At 58.7% G+C, this 17,135-nt stretch carries 18 protein-coding genes; 3 read left to right on the plus strand and 15 right to left on the minus strand.

From position 1 onward, the window contains the following. The 11 genes from ENTMO_RS24370 to ENTMO_RS0120105 all read right to left on the minus strand — a co-directional run. On the minus strand, window positions 1-622 hold a 622-nt coding region (locus ENTMO_RS24370), incomplete at its 3' end, for an SDR family oxidoreductase (protein WP_010435404.1). Further along, window positions 606-1,376 carry an alpha/beta fold hydrolase gene (locus ENTMO_RS0120060; protein ID WP_029485193.1) on the minus strand — a complete coding sequence of 257 codons (771 nt, stop codon included), beginning with the start codon at window positions 1,374-1,376 and terminating at the stop codon, window positions 606-608. The genes ENTMO_RS0120060 and ENTMO_RS24370, both read right to left, overlap by 17 nt. Window positions 1,377-1,385: 9 nt before the next feature. Beyond that, complete coding sequence (locus ENTMO_RS0120065) at window positions 1,386-1,916, minus strand: cupin domain-containing protein (RefSeq protein WP_010435408.1); 531 nt, start codon at window positions 1,914-1,916, stop codon at window positions 1,386-1,388. Window positions 1,917-1,926: 10 nt separating this feature from the next. Beyond that, window positions 1,927-3,183, minus strand: a complete 1,257-nt coding sequence (locus ENTMO_RS0120070; RefSeq protein WP_010435412.1) for an MFS transporter — start codon at window positions 3,181-3,183, stop codon at window positions 1,927-1,929. A 25-nt stretch (window positions 3,184-3,208) separates the two neighbouring features. Further along, on the minus strand, window positions 3,209-4,396 hold the full coding sequence (locus tag ENTMO_RS0120075) for an NAD(P)/FAD-dependent oxidoreductase (RefSeq protein ID WP_010435415.1): 1,188 nt from the start codon (window positions 4,394-4,396) through the stop codon (window positions 3,209-3,211). Then, a complete protein-coding gene (locus tag ENTMO_RS0120080) occupies window positions 4,393-5,319 on the minus strand; it encodes a VOC family protein (protein ID WP_010435417.1) in 927 nt (308 codons plus the stop codon). Before ENTMO_RS0120080 ends, ENTMO_RS0120075 begins: the two co-directional genes overlap by 4 nt. Before the next feature lie 78 nt (window positions 5,320-5,397). Beyond that, the gene (locus ENTMO_RS0120085) at window positions 5,398-6,186 is read right to left on the minus strand and encodes an IclR family transcriptional regulator (protein WP_010435418.1); all 789 of its coding nucleotides are present in this window, start codon (window positions 6,184-6,186) and stop codon (window positions 5,398-5,400) included. A gap of 12 nt (window positions 6,187-6,198) precedes the next feature. After that, window positions 6,199-6,948, minus strand: a complete 750-nt coding sequence (locus ENTMO_RS0120090) for an SDR family oxidoreductase (RefSeq protein WP_010435420.1) — start codon at window positions 6,946-6,948, stop codon at window positions 6,199-6,201. Continuing rightward, window positions 6,948-7,970, minus strand: a complete 1,023-nt coding sequence (locus ENTMO_RS0120095) for an aromatic ring-hydroxylating oxygenase subunit alpha (RefSeq protein WP_010435422.1) — start codon at window positions 7,968-7,970, stop codon at window positions 6,948-6,950. Before ENTMO_RS0120095 ends, ENTMO_RS0120090 begins: the two co-directional genes overlap by 1 nt. Before the next feature lie 10 nt (window positions 7,971-7,980). Continuing rightward, window positions 7,981-8,289 carry a recombinase-like helix-turn-helix domain-containing protein gene (locus tag ENTMO_RS0120100; RefSeq protein WP_010435424.1) on the minus strand — a complete coding sequence of 103 codons (309 nt, stop codon included), beginning with the start codon at window positions 8,287-8,289 and terminating at the stop codon, window positions 7,981-7,983. Beyond that, on the minus strand, window positions 8,286-8,609 hold the full coding sequence (locus tag ENTMO_RS0120105; protein ID WP_003860044.1) for a Rieske (2Fe-2S) protein: 324 nt from the start codon (window positions 8,607-8,609) through the stop codon (window positions 8,286-8,288). Before ENTMO_RS0120105 ends, ENTMO_RS0120100 begins: the two co-directional genes overlap by 4 nt. A gap of 414 nt (window positions 8,610-9,023) precedes the next feature. On the opposite strand from ENTMO_RS0120105, the gene ENTMO_RS0120110 reads away from it, so the two are divergent. After that, the gene (locus tag ENTMO_RS0120110; protein WP_010435429.1) at window positions 9,024-10,235 is read left to right on the plus strand and encodes an MFS transporter; all 1,212 of its coding nucleotides are present in this window, start codon (window positions 9,024-9,026) and stop codon (window positions 10,233-10,235) included. A gap of 3 nt (window positions 10,236-10,238) precedes the next feature. Here ENTMO_RS0120110 and speB read toward each other — a convergent pair whose 3' ends face one another. From speB to ENTMO_RS27040, 4 genes are all read right to left on the minus strand, one after another. After that, window positions 10,239-11,159, minus strand: a complete 921-nt coding sequence (speB, locus tag ENTMO_RS0120115; protein ID WP_008499737.1) for an agmatinase — start codon at window positions 11,157-11,159, stop codon at window positions 10,239-10,241. A 286-nt stretch (window positions 11,160-11,445) separates the two neighbouring features. Beyond that, window positions 11,446-13,422, minus strand: a complete 1,977-nt coding sequence (gene speA, locus ENTMO_RS0120120) for a biosynthetic arginine decarboxylase (RefSeq protein ID WP_010435435.1) — start codon at window positions 13,420-13,422, stop codon at window positions 11,446-11,448. Window positions 13,423-13,430: 8 nt separating this feature from the next. Beyond that, a complete protein-coding gene (gene yqgB / locus ENTMO_RS25510) occupies window positions 13,431-13,562 on the minus strand; it encodes an acid stress response protein YqgB (protein WP_127312443.1) in 132 nt (43 codons plus the stop codon). 94 nt (window positions 13,563-13,656) lie between these two features. Further along, on the minus strand, window positions 13,657-13,800 hold the full coding sequence (locus ENTMO_RS27040; protein WP_425322748.1) for a hypothetical protein: 144 nt from the start codon (window positions 13,798-13,800) through the stop codon (window positions 13,657-13,659). Between the two features lie 424 nt (window positions 13,801-14,224). On the opposite strand from ENTMO_RS27040, the gene metK reads away from it, so the two are divergent. Together metK and galP are read left to right on the plus strand one after the other, a co-directional pair. Next, window positions 14,225-15,379 (plus strand): methionine adenosyltransferase, encoded by a 1,155-nt coding sequence (gene metK / locus ENTMO_RS0120130; protein ID WP_010435443.1) that lies wholly within the window; start codon window positions 14,225-14,227, stop codon window positions 15,377-15,379. A gap of 358 nt (window positions 15,380-15,737) precedes the next feature. Continuing rightward, window positions 15,738-17,135, plus strand: a complete 1,398-nt coding sequence (gene galP, locus ENTMO_RS0120135; protein WP_010435445.1) for a galactose/proton symporter — start codon at window positions 15,738-15,740, stop codon at window positions 17,133-17,135.

The following is a 17,135-nucleotide window of genomic DNA, read 5'->3' on the forward strand; positions in this document are numbered from 1 at the left end:
GGCTTTTGTCCGCCCGCTTCTCAAAGCGGCGCTGCCACTGTCCGGACTCCACCATGCCGAGCAGAATGGAATTGACGCGGATGCCTTTGCCCACCAGCTCTTTTGAGAGCGTGAGCGTCATATTCAGCAGCGCGGCGCGGGCGGCGGAGGTGGCGATCATGTGCTCCTCCGGCTGCAGCGCCAGCAGGGAGTTCACGCAGGTGATAGAGGCGATGTCGGACTGCTCCAGCAGCGGCTGAAACGCCTGCACCGGGTTGATCACCCCGAACAGCTTCAGCTCGGCCTCGTGCAGCCACGCCTCACGCGGGGTGTCGTGGAAGTGTGCCACGTAGCCCTGCCCGGCGTTGTTGATCAGCATATCCGCCCCGCCAAAGCGAGCCTGCACCGCGTCCGCGAAGGCCTGAATCTCGTCGGCGTTCAGCACGTCGCAGCGATAAGAGAAAATCTCCCCGTTAGGGTATTCGTTTTGCAGCGCCGCGTGGGCGCTGGCGAGCCGGTCCGGATCGCGGCCGCAGAAGGCTACCCTTGCCCCCTCGCCCAGCAGCAGGCGCAGCGTTTCAAAGCCAATGCCGGACGAACCGCCGGTAACGACCGCCACGCGGCCGTCAATGTGTGCATTCATCGCGCACCTCTTCGTTAATGCGTAAAAGCTGTTGGTTAAAAAACGCGTCGTTGTCGAGATAGCTGGCGTGTCCGGCCTGCGGGATCGCGATAAACGGCATGCCGTAGCGCAGCGCCAGCCCCTGCACCAGCTCCGGCTGGGTGATGGCATCCTGCTCGCCGCACCAGACTTCAAAATTGCCCGGGAAGCGCTTAAGCCAGCCGTGAATGTCGTCGTGCACCAGCATCCACGCGGCCGCGAGGTAGCCTTCCGGGCGCAGCGTGCGCATGCCCGCCGCCACGGTGGCAACATCTTCCTCTCGCGCGCCGGGGCGCAGCAGTTTCGCGGCGCGGGTCTGGGCGAGGATCTCACCGCCCAATGCCATCTTCTGTTCGCGGCTGCGCCAGACCTGCTCGCGCTGCGCCGGTGCGGCATTGCCGTAGCCCTGCGCGGCGTCCGCCAGCACCAGATGGATGACGCGATCCGGGAACTTCGCCGCAAAGGCGCTGGCGACCAGTGCGCCGAGCGAATGGCCGACCAGCACCGCCTGCCAGACACCCGCGCGGTCAAGCATCGCCGCCAGCGCGTCGGCGTAATCCCCCGCGTTTGCACGCTCAACCGCCAGCATCGGGCTTTCGCCATAGCCCGGCATGTCCCACGCCAGCACGCGAAAGCCGTTCAGCGCCATCTGCTTGTGCCAGGAGGCCGCGCCGGAGCTGATACCGTGCAGCAGCATCAGCGGGATGCCGCTTCCCTGTTCACGAAAACCCGTCATCATGCCCCCTTAGTTCCGCTTCACTTTGGAAAGCGGATGATCGGCGGGGTAGGTCGGGATTTCCGGCTTGTTGGTCCCCAACATGACGCACATCAGCGCCTCTTCTTCGCCGTGGTTAAACAGCCCGCGATAGATGCCCGGCGGAACGGAGATCAGGTCACGCTCCCGCAGCACGGTTTCGGTGTAGTTGTCGCCGTCCTGGATCATCAGCGTGATCTGCCCTTTAAGCATGAAGAACACCTCTTCCACGTCGTCGTGCAGGTGCAGCGGCCCTTCGCACTTCGACGGCAGCACCATGGTGGAGAAGGTAAAATGATCCGCCTGCACGGTGTTGGTGTCGTTCGCGACGCCCGTTGCGCCGGTGCCGATATAGCGCATCTGCGCCCGGCGGTACTTCGGGTCAAAATCGGCCTGGAACTTCAGCGCGTTCCAGTCGTACTTGCGGCCTTCGAAGCGCGCAATGCGCGACTCGACCCACTCTTCCATCGTCAGGTGGTCAGGTTTGATGCCTGTTGTGTTGGTTACGGTTGAATCAGTCATGACACTCTCCTCAGTAACGTCTCAGCAGCGGCAGTAACAGGACGCAGCCCACCGCCGCCATCACCGCCAGAAAAACCAGCCCGGAATCCATGCTGTGGGTGAAGGCGATTAACGCCCCCATCACCGCTGGCGACAGCGCGCCCGCAAAGTTTCCCAGCCCGTTGAAAATGCCGCCCGCCGTGGCGCTCACCCGAGGATGGGTGGCCTTCGCCAGCAGGGCGAAAATGTTGGGTGCGCCGGTGCCCCACATAAAGGTGCTGAAGCTCATCGCCGCGATGATGGTCAGCGGGGTGTCGAGGTGCATCACCGCCGCCAGGCCTATCGCAGCCCCCGCCATCGAGATAAAGCAGGCCGCCGCGCGCTTATCGACCCGGTCCGACAGCCACGCGCCAATGACCTCGCCCGCCAGCATGGCGATGAACGGCATCGACGACAGCCAGCCCGCGTGCTCCAGGTGAATGCCTTTGCCCTTAATCAGGTAGCCCGGCAGCCAGCCGTTGATGCCCCACAGGTAGGTCAGGAAAGCGATGTTAAAGATGCAGATGATCCAGAAGTGCGGGCTGACAAACAGCTCGCGGCGCGCGGCGCGGCGCTCGTCCTGAGACGTCTGCGAAGTGCCGGGCTTCGTATCCAGACGGATCCCGCGCAGGCCGATGCGCACAAAGATCAGCACCGGCACGGTGAGCATCGCCATCACGAAGAAGGTGCTTTGCCAGCCGAAGGTGTTCAGCAGCCAGAGGGAAAGCGGGAAGCCAATCGCCGCGCCCACCGGCGTGCCCAGCAGCCAGAGCATGGTGGCGCGCGCCTGAAGATGCTGCGGGAAGTTGTGGCGCACGATGGCGAAGGCCAGCGGGAACAGCGGCCCTTCTGCCACGCCCAGCAAAATGCGCAGGACGATCATCAGCGTGTAATTATGGGTGAAGCCCATCGCCACCATCAGCACGCACCACACCGCCATCATCCCGGTGAGCAGGCGCAGCGGCGCAATTTTGTCGCCCAGCCCGCTTAAAAACACCGACGAAAAGCCGTAGCTGAGCAGAAATGCGCTCATCAGAATGCCGAGGCGCGTGGTGTCGAAATCGATGCCCATCGCCTGCTGGAAATGGCCGTCGGAAAACAGCGCCGCGATGCTGATTTTGTCGAAGAACGCCAGCAGCACGCAGGCCAGCAGCGACAGCGGGATGGCCCAGCGCACCCCTTTTTCAGGTGTACGGGTTCCCTCACCGCTTGCCTCAACGGGCGCGGTGTTGGTCTCTAATGTGGTCATGTCTCCCCCTACGGGTGCGGGTTAGCTATCGCAGTGACATCAGTGAAAAGGTCGGGTCGCCGAGCGGCACGTCGGACAGATCCCGCCCCGCTGCCATCCAGCGCTTCGCCAGCTTGACGGTGCGCGCGTCGTTGAACGCCACCAGCTGCGTCAGCCGCCCGTTGTCGTCCAGCGAGAAGTACAGCGCCTCTTCACGCACGACCGTTCTGCTGCCCGGCTGCGGAATGCCGAGGATCTGGATGTTGTGCTGATATTGATCCGACCACAGCCACGGCGCGTCGTCATAGCCCGGCGCATCGGGGTTGAGCATCGCCTTCGCCGTCGCCACCGCCTGATTCTGGGCGAAGGCCCAGGACTGAATGCACAGGCCGTAGTGATGATGCTGCGCCACATCGCCTGCGGCAAAGATGAACGGATCCGACGTTCGCCCCTGGGCATCCACGACGATCCCGCGCCCGGTTTTCAGCCCGGCGTCGCGGGCCAGCTCCAGGTTGAGATCGACGCCGATCCCCACCACCACCGCATCAAAGGTTTCACGCTGGCCGTCGCAGTGGATAACCGGCAGGCCGTTATCGTCCTCCAGCTCCAGCGCGCCGCAGCCAGTACGGATATCCACGTCCTGCTCGCGGTGAAGGGCCTCTAAGCGCTGCGATACCTCGCCGCTCACCGAGCGCATGCAGAGCGCGGGCTGCTGCTCGAACAGGGTGACCGCTACGCCGCTTTTGCGTGCGGACGCGGCAATTTCCAGGCCGATCCAGCCGCCGCCGACAATCGCCAGGGTTTGGCTTTCCGCCAGCCGACCTTTCAGGCGCTGCGCGTCCTGCCAGTGGCGCAGGGTATAGACCTGCGGATGCGCCGCCCACGCTTCACCCGGCACGCGCGCCCGCCCCCCGGTAGCAATTAAAAGAATGTTGTAACTAAGAAGCTCGCCATTGCTTAAACGCACCGTTTTCGCCTCGCGGTCGATCTGCTCCGCACGCAGCGGACGGTGCCAGGTCAGGTTAAGCATCCGCTGCGCTTCGTCGGAAAACAGGCGCGGAAGCGCCGCGTCCGGCTCCAGCAGAGAGGCTTTCGACAGCGGCGGACGCTCGTAGAAATCCCACTCTTCTTCCGCCACCACGCAAATCTCGCCGTCGAAGCCCTCGTCGCGCAGGGTTTTCGCCGCCCAGCCGCCCGCCTGGCCGCCGCCGATAATGACAATGCGCGACGTCATACCGCCTCCGGTTTTTTCTGCTGGCGGCGCGTGTCGTGGTCGATCCCACCTTCCACCGCCCATTCGGTAAAGGAGACCAGCGAGTGCTCCAGCTCGCGCGGCTGCCAGTTTTCGGTCAGATAATCGTCGTTGGTGTAATACTCAAACGCGCCGCCGGTCGGGCTGTTGACGTACCAGAAGTACGCCGACGACACCGGATGGCGGCCCGGCCCGATAAAAGTGCTCCAGTCATTTTTATTCATCGCGATACCGCCGCCGATCACCTCGTGGATGTCGCGCACGGTGAAGGCCACGTGGTTCAGCCCGCGCCTGCGGTTCGGCAGCTGCAGCAGGAACAGGTTGTGATGACCGCCGCGCGCGCCGCAGCGCAGGAACACGGCGCGGTTGATGTAGCGGTCAGAGACCTGGAAGCCGAGCACCTCGCGGTAGAATTTTTCCACCGCCGCCAGTTCCTCCACGAAGAACACCACGTGCCCCACGTTGATGGGCTGGGCGCGATCGTAAACCGGGCTGGGCGTGTCGATCCGGCGGGCGTCGCCCCACTGGTTGATTGGCTCAACGTTCAGCTCCACGTCGGTCTGCTGGCTGACCTGCACGCGCAGCGTCATGCCGTTCGGGTCGATACACTCCAGCGCGTCACCCACCTCGCGAAATCCGGGCTGCTGCGCAAGCTTTGGGCGCAGCGCGTTAAGATCTGACTGACTCGCAACCGCCCAGGTCATGCGGCGAAGGGTGTTGCCCACCTCAAACGCGGGCGGCAGGTCGGGGCTGTCGATCGGGTTAAGCTCCACGCGCGCGCCGCTCAGGGTGGTAAAACGCTGGCCGCTGGCATCGCCCGTCAGGCCAAAATCACGCATAAATTTGGCGCAGTGCGTCAGGTCTTCCACGCCAAATTCCAGCTTTTCAATTCCGGTTACACTCATCGTTCGTTGCCTCATCTGGCCCAAATTGGGCGTAAAACATGCCCGACGCGGTCAAGCGCCTGACGTTAACTCACTGATTTAACTGGCCTGTGACAGATATCCTAAGAAGCCAGAAATTTTATCCGCCGCGAGGCGAACCTCGTTTTGCAGGCGCTCGCGGTCGGTCTGCGGGATCTCCTCCGACGGCACCAGAATGCTGACTACCGCCGCCACGCGTCCGCTTCGGTCATACACCGGGTAGACGATGGAGGAGATGCCGTGGCGGAAGAAGGATTCGCCGATCACGTATCCGCGGGCTTTGTCCTGCTGCACCATCTGCCACAGGGCTTCGCGGTCGTGAAGCTGCCCTGGCGTGTTGCCCGGCAGGCGCTCGTGCGGGAACAGCTGTTCAAACTCGGCGCGGGAAATATCGGTCAGAAGCATGCGGCCCAGCGAGGTGCAGTGCACCGGAAGACGGGTGCCAATGCTGACCTGATTGATGCGCGACCCGGCGGCGCTGACGCGGGCGATGTAGATAATGTCGCGCCCGTCGCGGATCGCCAGATGGCTGCTGCACTGGCTCACGTCGCGCAGCTGCTCGATGACCGGCTGGCCAACCTGGGCCACGTCAAGCGAGGCGATGTACTCAAAGCCCAGGCGCAGCACGTTCATGCCCAGCGAGAAGGTATTGGTGCGCGCGTTGCGCTCCAGAAAGCCCATGAACTCCAGCGTCTGTACCACGCGGTAGGCGGTGGCCTTCGGCATATCCACCAACCGGTGCAGCTCGGCAAAGGTCAGTTCGCGATGCTGCTCGCCAAAGGCCAACAGCAGCTGTAAACCGCGCTCCAGCCCCGGCACCAGATACTTCACTTCCCGATCGTTTGCCATCATCGCCCTACCTCAATTAAAGACAAAACCGCCGTTGACCGGGATCAGCTGTCCGGTGATGAACCGCGACAGATCGCTTAACAGCCAGACCACGCTGCCGGTGACATCCTCCGGCTGCTGCGCCCCCGTTAATGCGCGACCGTTTTCGTAAAGCTGATGCCGCTCGGCCGGAACATACTCGGTTGCCTCGACGCGGGTTAATCCCGGGGCGATGGCGTTGATTCGAATGCGCTTTTCGCCAAGCTCGCGCGCCATTGAGCGGGTCATGGCAATCACCGCGCCCTTGCTGGCGACGTAGGCCATCAGGCGCGGCGCGCCCCACAGCGCGGTGTCGGACGCCACGTTCACAATGCCCGCCCCTTCGCGAAGCAGCGGCACGGCGGCGCGCGTCACCAGCCAGGTGCCTTTGACGTTCACGCTCATCACGCGGTCCCACAGGTCAGGATCGTAATCGAGCATGTTTTTGCCGCCCACGCCCGTCGCCATGGCCGCGTTGTTCACCAGGCCGTCAATCTGCCCCTGCTCGCCAATGGCGCTAAACGCCTGCTCAATGGAATGCGGATCGGCCAGATCGATAACGTGCGATTCGATCGCATAGCCCTGCTCGCCCAGCCCGTGCGTACGTTCAGCCAGCTCGCCTTCGAGGATGTCGCACATCACCACTGCGGCGCCCTGCTCCGCGCAGGCTTTGGCAAAGTGATAGCCCAGCCCGCGCGCAGCGCCGGTCACCACGATGCGCTTGCCGCTCAGCAGCCCGTTCATCAGGCGGCTCCCTGCTGTTCTTCGCGCAGCGCCAGCTGCTCTTTCGCGGCCTTTTGCATCATGCGGCGCAGGCGGGAGAGGCCGACGTCGTGCTGGTACAGGTATTCATGGTCGCGGGCGTTTGGGGCCAGGCTTTCCAGCACCACGCGATCCTGCTCCAGCACTTCCCAGTGCAGTTTTTCCAGACGGTTGCGGTACATGAAGCGCCACATATCGCGCTGCCAGCCCTGCACGCGGCGGATGCGCCAGAAGAAGACGCGGCAGTTGTCGTTATCTTCCGGCACCACCATGCCGACGATAAAGAAGTGGCCGCCCGGTCCGAAGCGCTTTTTGTAAGGAATAGAGAGGCGCATCCAGCAGGTGCCGCTGTTGCCGAGCTCAACCCAGTCGAAGTTGACGCCGCTCTGCCCTTTCTTCTCAAAGATGAAGCCGGTTTTGGTCGGCTGGAGCACCATGTCGGCCTTGCGATCCCCTTCCGCCATTGAGTGCGAGGACGAATGCAGATAGGTGCCGTGCATCGGGTCCATCACGTTTTCCAGCGCGTACTGGTAGTTGCACTTCCACGCGGCGGTGCAGAGGAAGTTGCTGAAGTTCTCCGTATCGGCAAGTTCATCCTGGAAGGTCAGCGCGTCCGGCTGCTGGTCAGCGGTGACGCCAAACCACAGGAAGATGGCACCGTGCGCCTCCTGCACGTTATAGCTGCGCACGCACTGCTGGCCGACCAGCGGGCATTTGTCCACGGCGGGCACATCCTTCACTTCGCCGTTGCCCGCCACTTCCACGCCGTGATACCAGCAGGCAATGCGGTCGCCGAGGTTCCAGCCCATCGACAGGCGCGCGCCGCGGTGCGGGCAGCGGTCTTCCAGTGCCTGCACCTGGCCGTCTTTATTACGCCAGACCACAATCTGCTCGCCCAGGCGGGTGATGCCCACAGGAGCAGACTGCACTTCCCAGCTTGCCAGTACCGGATACCAGAGGCCGCGCAGGCCTTTATCGAGATAGTTTTGTACGGTCGTCGTCATCGCGTTGTCCTCAGTAGCCGTTAACCTGTAAGAATGCCTGGAAGCTTGCCTCGCGCCACGGCTCACCCTGCTGGTCATGCATGCGCACCGCGTTCAGCCCGTTCACCAGTTCCGGTAGCGTTTCAACGCCCTGTTCGAAGAGATCTTCCAGCGTGGCAATCAGGTTCACCTCCCAGCTTTCCGGCTCGCGGCTGCGGGTTTGCCAGATCAGGTTGGTGTAATCACCCGGCTTATGAATGGCACCGTTGCCGCCCTCTGCAGGCGGGGTAAACTGGCGGCTTTCCGGCAGCGCCGGGTTGTAGTTCAGGATGTCGCTCATGCCACGGTCTCCTCGACGAAGGTAATCTGAATTTGATTTTCAAAGACCCGAACCGGGTAGCGGTTCAGGTTGCGACCACCGGGGCCGTGCAGGCACTGGCCAGTTTTGACGTCAAACACCGCCTCATGCAGAGGGCATTCCACTTTGCCGTCCTCCACAAATCCCTGGCTCAGCAGGGCATAAGCGTGCGGGCATACGTCTTCCAGTGCGTAATATTCACCGTCAATCAAATAAACGCCGATCTCTTTACCGTCGACGTTGCCGCTAAAAGGGAAATCTTCCTGTACTTGTTCTGCGTCACATACGCCTATCCAGCTCATCACGATCCTCCAGGCTTTTGTTTCATATATGAAACTCTGTTTCTTATTTAATACGGTCAATATAAAAGCGATGAATGTTTCGTCAAGCGGCAATGTGACGAATTTGTTAATCAAACAGGTATTAATTAACTAAGTGTGCAAAGGATCACGAAAAAATGCAGCGATATGAAATTTTCATTATTGTGGCGTGATAAATACGATTTATTAATGCCCTCAATCTTTCAATAAAAGATATTGACTTCTTTTCTTTTTGTTCCTTAAAAATAAAGTAGCGTCACATCTTCGGTGTTTCACCTGTGAAACAAAAATTTTATTTACCCTTAATAAACAACAAGTTTCACCAGTGAACCATTTTAGATCCGTGACAATCACTTTGATAAAAATATAAATAGATAAAAACGTAAGGCGGGCATGATGACGGCAAGATGGCAAGGTACAATTGCACTGTTATTACTGATTATTATTTCCTACGTCGACCGGGTTAATATCTCGGTAATGATTTTAAACCCGGAATTTTCCGAACATTTTCAGCTAAATGAAAACAGAATGTTACAGGGAATGCTCATGACCTGCTTTCTGCTGGGTTATGGTTTTTCGGCTTTATTATTAACACCAGTTATCGAAAGCAAACTCCATTACCGTCAGGGATTGTTAAGCAGCATTGCGATTTGGGCCGCGGTCTGCGCAATTTCTCCGCTGCTGGGTTCGCTAATGGGCATGCTTATCGCCCGCGTGATTTTGGGTGTTGCCGAAGGACCGCTCTTTTCGCTGAAGACGCGCTTTATCAGCGATAACTTTAGCGCGGAAGAGATCGGCAAACCCAACGCCGGCACCGCGCTGGGCGTCTCGCTCGGGCTGGCCGTGGGCTTTCCACTGGTCACCTGGCTGATGGCGCATCTGGGCTGGGCCGGGTCGTTTTACGCGCTGGCGGTGATGAATCTGGTGCTGGGCGGCGGGCTCATCTGGCGTTTTCTGCCCGCGCCACGCAGCCCGGTGAAGATGAAAAAACCGGGGTTTGTTCACACCTTCACGCTGGCCTGGCAGACGCCGCTGCTGGGCTGGATCCTGCTGGTTGAAATCGCCACGCTGAGCTATCTGTGGGGCAGCAGCGCGTGGCTGCCCGCATGGCTGCGTGACGAGCACCACTTCTCGCTGCACGCGACGGGCATGCTTGCGGCGGTCCCCTTCCTGCTGAGCCTGGGGTCAAAGTTTCTGGGCGGCGTGCTACTCGACAAAATGCGGCCGGAACAGGCGCCGGTACTGTTTGTGGTGGGCGGTACGTTGACGGCACTCTCCGTGGTCGCACTGATGCTCAGCCATCAACCCGCATGGCTGGCGCTGTTTATGCTGTCTGCCAACGTGTTCTGGGGACTTCAGGGAGCGGCTATTCCTGCGGTAATCCAGCATCACGCCGCCCGGGACGCCGTGGGCAGCGCGTACGGCATTATTAATGGGATAGGCAATATCTGCGCGGCGTTTATTCCGCTACTGATGGGGATGGTGATGAAATCGGTGGGGTCGGTCAGCTCTGGCTTTTCGGTGCTGGTCGTCTCACAAGTGATTACCCTGCTCGCCGGAGGAATGCTGCTGCTGCGCATGCGTCGCGCAGCAGCAGTGAGCGCGTAAGGCTTATTCGCCTTTTTTCGCCGCCTGGATGTAGAGCATTTCCAGCGCCAGGGTCGCCGCGGCCAGCGCGGTGATCTCGGACTGATCATAGGCCGGTGCTACTTCCACCACGTCCATCCCGACGATGTTCAGATCCTTCAGGCCGCGCACCAGCTTGATGGCGCGGTCAGAGGTCAGGCCGCCGATAACAGGCGTACCGGTGCCCGGCGCAAACGCCGGATCCAGGCAGTCGATATCGAAAGTCAGGTACACAGGCATATCGCCGACGATCTGCTTAACCTGCGCCAGAATATCGTCCACGCCGCGATCGTTGACCTGGCCCGCATCCAGCACGGTAAAGCCGTTGTCTTTGTCGAACTCGGTGCGGATGCCGATCTGCACGGAATGATTCGGGTCGATCAGGCCTTCGTTCGGTGCGGTGAAGAACATGGTGCCGTGGTCAAACTCGCAGCCGTTCGCGTAGGTGTCGGTATGCGCATCGAAGTGCACCAGCGCCATTTTACCGAAGTGCTTGGCGTGAGCGCGCAGCAGCGGCAGGGTCACGAAGTGGTCACCGCCGAAGGAGAGCATGCGTTTACCGGCAGCCAGCAGCTTCTCGGCGTGAGCCTGCAGCTTTTCGCTCATCTCACGCGCGTCACCGAAGGCGTACACCAGGTCACCGCAGTCCACCACGTTCAGGCGCTCGCGCATATCGAAGTTCCACGGGAAGCGGTTGTGCTCCCAGGCCAGGTTGGTAGAAACCTGACGGATCGCTGCCGGGCCGTGACGACCGCCCGCGCGACCGGAGGTTGCCATGTCGAACGGTACGCCGGTGATCACCCAGTCAGCGTCGCTGTCGTACGGCTGGAAGTTCATTGGAAGGCGTAAAAAACCAAACGCGTTAGATACCAGAGAGTTATCGTACTGATGACCTAAAGTGCTCATGTCCTGACCTCTTTTAACGTCGATACATTAAAAACAGATGAAAAAAAATCCCCTCCGCGTCGTTAAACCCGACGAGGAAGGGATTGATTCGTAAATCGCTAATTGGGGCGAATTATCGCCGGTAATGCAGACGGGTTCAAGTGAGTATAGCATTCTGCCGGATGACGGCTCCGCCTTATCCGGCCTACATACGTAGGCCCGGTAAGCGCAGCGCCACCGGGCATCAGCGGCACAGCAGCCTGCTGCCCTCACCCCGCCCCTCTCCCTGAGGGAGAGGGAGGTTAACCTACTCGTCTTCCAGATAGGTGTACCCGTACAGACCCGCTTCAAACTCTTCCAGGAACTGCTGCTGTAACGCATCGTCCAGACCGGTGTTTTTCACCTGGTCACGGAACTGGGTGAGCAGTTTTTTCGGATCCAGCTGAACGTATTCGAGCATGTCCGCTACGGTGTCCCCTTCGTCAGACAGCTCGACTTCCACGTTGCCGTCAGGGAAGACGAACACGTCAACCGCTTCGGTATCACCGAACAGGTTGTGCATGTTGCCGAGGATCTCCTGATACGCGCCGACCATAAAGAAGCCCAGCATCGGTGGGTTCTCCGGGTCGTACTCCGGCATTGGCATCGTCGTTGCGATACCGTCGCCGTCAACGTAGTGGTCGATAGCGCCGTCGGAATCACAGGTGATGTCCAGCAGCACCGCACGACGTTCCGGGGCGTGGTTCAGCCCTTCCAGCGGCAGAACCGGGAACAGCTGGTCGATACCCCAGGCATCCGGCATCGACTGGAACAGCGAGAAGTTGACGTACATTTTGTCCGCCATACGTTCCTGCAGCTCGTCGATAATCGGACGGTGCGCGCGGTTGCTCGGGTCGAGTTGCTTCTGCACTTCATGGCACATGTTCAGATAGAGTTGCTCCGCCCACGCGCGCTCCTGCAGGCTAAAGGTGCCGGAGGAATAGCCCACGTGAATATCGTGCAGGTCCATCTGGCTGTCGTGCAGCCATTCGCGCAGGGAACGGCGCGTGCCCGGCTCGTGCATCTCCTGCCAGGTTTCCCACATGCTTTGCAGGGAACGCGGGGCATCTTCTGTCGGAGGCGTCGCTTCGGTGATTTCGCTACGCTCAACGCCGATGATGTTAGAGACCAGCACCGTATGGTGCGCGGTAACCGCGCGGCCAGATTCGGTGATCACCGTCGGGTGCGGCAGGCCGTTCTCTTCACAGGCATCGCCAATCGCCCAGATAATATTGTTGGCATATTCGTTCAGGCCGTAGTTCACGGAGCAGTCGGACTGCGAGCGGGTACCTTCATAATCCACGCCCAGGCCACCGCCCACGTCGAAGCACTGAATATTCACGCCGAGCTTGTGCAGCTCAACGTAGAAGCGCGCCGATTCACGCACGCCGGTAGCGATGTCGCGAATGTTGGCCATCTGCGAGCCGAGGTGGAAGTGCAGCAGCTGAATGCTGTCGAGACGACCGCGCTCGCGCAGAATTTCCACCAGCTGCAGCACCTGGTTCGCCGCGAGGCCGAACTTGGATTTTTCACCGCCGGAGGACTGCCATTTACCGGAACCCTGCGACGCCAGACGCGCACGCACACCGAGGCGTGGGATGACGTTCAGACGCTCAGCCTCTTCCAGCACGATAGCGATTTCAGTCATCTTCTCGATAACCAGATAGACCTTGTGGCCCATCTTCTCGCCAATCAGCGCCAGACGAATGTATTCACGGTCTTTATAGCCGTTACAGACGATCACCGAACGGGTCATGCCCGCGTGCGCCAGAACGGCCATCAGTTCCGCTTTGGAACCGGCTTCCAGACCCAGCGGTTCACCGGAGTGGATCAGGGATTCAATCACGCGGCGGTGCTGGTTTACCTTGATCGGGTAAACCAAGAAGTAGTCGCCTTTATAGCCGTAGGATTCACGCGCGCGTTTGAACGCGGCGTTAATAGAACGCAGGCGATGTTGCAGGATCTGCGGGAAGCAGAACAGTGCAGGCAAACGCTGGCCCTGTGCTTCGCGGGCTTTCACCAGTTTGGCGAGATCGACGCGCGCTTCAGGGACGTCCGGATCAGGGCAGACGCTGATGTGGCCCAGTTCGTTGACGTCGTAGTAGTTATTGCCCCACCAGGCAATATTGTAAGTGCGCAGCATCTTGCTGGCTTCCTGGGAGCTCATCGCAACCTCCTGCATAGAACGTAGTACACCCTGTTCGCCCGCTGACGAAGGCGAAAAAGAAGACATGTCGTCAGACATAGCGAACCTCAACTCTTTGTATTAAGTGTAAAACAGTTGACTACTATCGCAGCGTTATACGGCGATAACAACCCATAAACGGCTCCGTTTCCCAGCAGAGTATGCTGAAATCCAGACCGTGCGACCGGTTTCTTATTCATATCATTGTAAAACACGTATCCGAACTCTGTATGACAAGGTTCGGCGAAACCACGAGAAAACTCTTGTATTAACAAGAGCGCCCTTGTTCAGTTGTCACAGAGCGTAACCGGCCCTGGGATCCTGAGAAGCGCCGAGATGGGTATAACATCGGCAGGTTTGCAGACTAGAAATGCGGGTTGCGGGAATCAACGGCGCGCCAGAACGGCTGCGCTGAATTAGCGGAAAACGATGGTTCATTATCTCGTGTCACCTCCACGGCCGCCTCTGCTGAAACGGACCACAAGCCAAAGCTAAATGTTCACTGCTTAACCCGGCTGGAAGTGGCGACACGATGAGGTCATCGAGCGCTTTTTTGTATGAGCCGCGTGCCGCGTTTTATACCGAGAAGGTGGGGAAAATGCAAAACAAAAATGTGTGGGTTGCCAGTGCCGTCAGGAAATATTTCCAGCTTTGTTTTCAACACAGTGAGAGGTAAGTCAAAAAAAACTGGAAATCGGGTGAAGAAGTGACCTAAAATGGACGTCCAGATGTTAATCCATCTATACTGATTAACACTCAGACTGCCAGTGTCAAAAACCTGCAGGCCTTGGTAGAATACTCTCCTTTGGCTATTCCACACAGCAGTTCGAGCTAACCAAATTCCTCTTAGGTGAAATAAAACATGGCAAAACACCTGTTTACGTCCGAGTCCGTATCAGAAGGACATCCTGATAAAATTGCTGACCAAATCTCCGATGCGGTGCTGGATGCGATCCTTGCCCAGGATCCTAAAGCGCGCGTAGCGTGTGAAACCTATGTCAAAACCGGCATGGTTCTGGTCGGCGGCGAGATCACCACCAGCGCATGGGTTGATATCGAAGAGATCACCCGTAACACGGTGCGTGAGATCGGCTATGTACATTCTGATATGGGCTTTGATGCCAACTCTTGCGCGGTACTGAGCGCCATCGGCAAACAGTCCCCGGACATCAACCAGGGCGTTGACCGCGCCGATCCACTGGAGCAGGGCGCGGGCGACCAGGGCCTGATGTTCGGCTACGCAACTAACGAAACCGACGTGCTGATGCCAGCACCGGTAACCTACGCACACCGTCTGGTGCAGCGTCAGGCTGAAGTGCGTAAAAACGGCACCCTGCCATGGCTGCGTCCGGATGCGAAAAGCCAGGTCACCTTCCAGTATGACGACGGTAAAATCGTTGGCATTGATGCGGTAGTTCTGTCCACTCAGCATTCTGAAGATATCGATCAGAAATCGCTGCAGGAAGCCGTGATGGAAGAGATCATCAAGCCAGTTCTGCCAACCGAATGGCTGAGCTCTGCAACCAAATTCTTCATCAACCCAACCGGACGCTTTGTTATCGGCGGCCCAATGGGCGACTGCGGCCTGACCGGCCGTAAAATCATCGTGGATACCTACGGCGGCATGGCGCGTCACGGCGGCGGTGCATTCTCCGGTAAAGACCCGTCTAAAGTTGACCGTTCTGCCGCGTACGCTGCACGTTATGTTGCGAAAAACATCGTTGCTGCAGGCCTGGCTGACCGCTGTGAGATTCAGGTTTCCTATGCAATCGGCGTGGCTGAACCGACCTCCATCATGGTGGAAACTTTCGGTACTGAGAAAGTGCCTTCAGAACAGCTGACCCTGCTGGTGCGCGAGTTCTTCGACCTGCGTCCATACGGCCTGATTCAGATGCTGGATCTGCTGCACCCAATCTACAAAGAAACCGCTGCATACGGTCACTTTGGTCGCGAACATTTCCCATGGGAAAAAACCGACAAAGCCGCCCTGCTGCGTGAAGCTGCCGGTCTGAAGTAATCGACTGACAGTGTTTAACAGGCCAGCCTTTGTGCTGGCCTTTTTTATGTCGGGTGGCGGCTCAAAGCCACACCATTTGAAACCGCTTACACCATGCCGAATATATTCCGCTTTCAGAATAATCTCTTTGCTTGATCGCCTTTCTTCTGCTGTTACATTTCATTTCAGTTAAGTCTGAAATTCAAACAAACGCGATGCGCGTCACCTCATTTACCTCTATATTTTCAAAGCGTTAATTATCTTTACGGTTGCACGTTAGTGTAACCGATTACACCAATGTGATTTGTCTCACATATTTTTACGGGTCACTCACCTACCCTTAACATCGACAAAACTGATAAATCAAATGGAGGGCATAATGCCTGACAATAATAAACAAGGGCGTACGTCCAACAAGGCGATGACATTCTTCGTCTGCTTCCTCGCCGCCCTGGCAGGATTACTTTTTGGCCTGGATATCGGCGTGATTGCCGGCGCACTTCCCTTCATCGCAGACGAGTTCCAGATTACCGCGCATACCCAGGAATGGGTGGTCAGCTCCATGATGTTTGGTGCGGCAGTCGGTGCCGTTGGCAGCGGCTGGCTCTCCTTCAAGCTCGGGCGCAAAAAGAGCCTGATGATCGGCGCGATCCTGTTCGTTGCCGGTTCACTCTTCTCTGCCGCTGCCCCTAACGTTGAAGTGCTCATTCTTTCCCGCGTTTTGCTGGGCCTGGCTGTCGGCGTCGCTTCCTATACCGCACCGCTGTATCTTTCCGAAATCGCGCCGGAGAAAATCCGCGGCAGCATGATTTCCATGTACCAACTGATGATCACCATCGGTATTCTGGGTGCTTACCTTTCCGATACCGCGTTTAGCTACAGCGGCGCATGGCGCTGGATGCTCGGCGTGATCATCATACCGGCCATTCTGCTGCTGATTGGCGTCTTCTTCCTGCCGGACAGCCCGCGCTGGTTTGCCGCAAAACGCCGCTTCGTTGATGCTGAACGCGTGCTGCTCCGCCTGCGCGATACCAGCGCTGAGGCGAAAAACGAGCTTGAAGAGATCCGCGAAAGCCTGAAGGTGAAACAGTCCGGCTGGGCGCTGTTTAAAGAGAACAGCAACTTCCGCCGCGCGGTGTTCCTCGGCGTGCTTCTGCAGGTGATGCAGCAGTTCACCGGGATGAACGTCATCATGTACTACGCGCCAAAAATCTTCGAACTGGCGGGTTATACCAACACGACCGAGCAGATGTGGGGCACCGTTATTGTCGGCCTGACCAACGTGCTGGCGACCTTTATCGCCATCGGACTGGTGGACCGCTGGGGGCGTAAGCCTACCCTAACGCTGGGCTTCCTGGTGATGGCCGTCGGCATGGGCGTGCTGGGCACCATGATGCACGTGGGTATTCACTCTCCAACCGCCCAGTACTTCGCGGTGGCGATGCTGCTGATGTTTATCGTCGGGTTTGCAATGAGCGCCGGTCCGCTGATTTGGGTGCTGTGCTCTGAGACCCAGCCGCTGAAAGGGCGTGATTTTGGTATCACCTGCTCCACCGCGACTAACTGGATTGCCAACATGATCGTCGGCGCAACGTTCCTGACCATGCTCAATACCCTGGGCAATGCCAACACCTTCTGGGTCTACGCCGGTCTGAACCTGTTCTTTATTGTTCTGACTATCTGGCTGGTTCCAGAAACCAAACATGTTTCACTGGAACACATTGAACGTAACCTGATGAAAGGTCGTCCTCTGCGTGAAATCGGCGCACACGACTAA

Source organism: Enterobacter mori LMG 25706 (assembly GCF_000211415.1).
Lineage (GTDB): Bacteria > Pseudomonadota > Gammaproteobacteria > Enterobacterales > Enterobacteriaceae > Enterobacter > Enterobacter mori.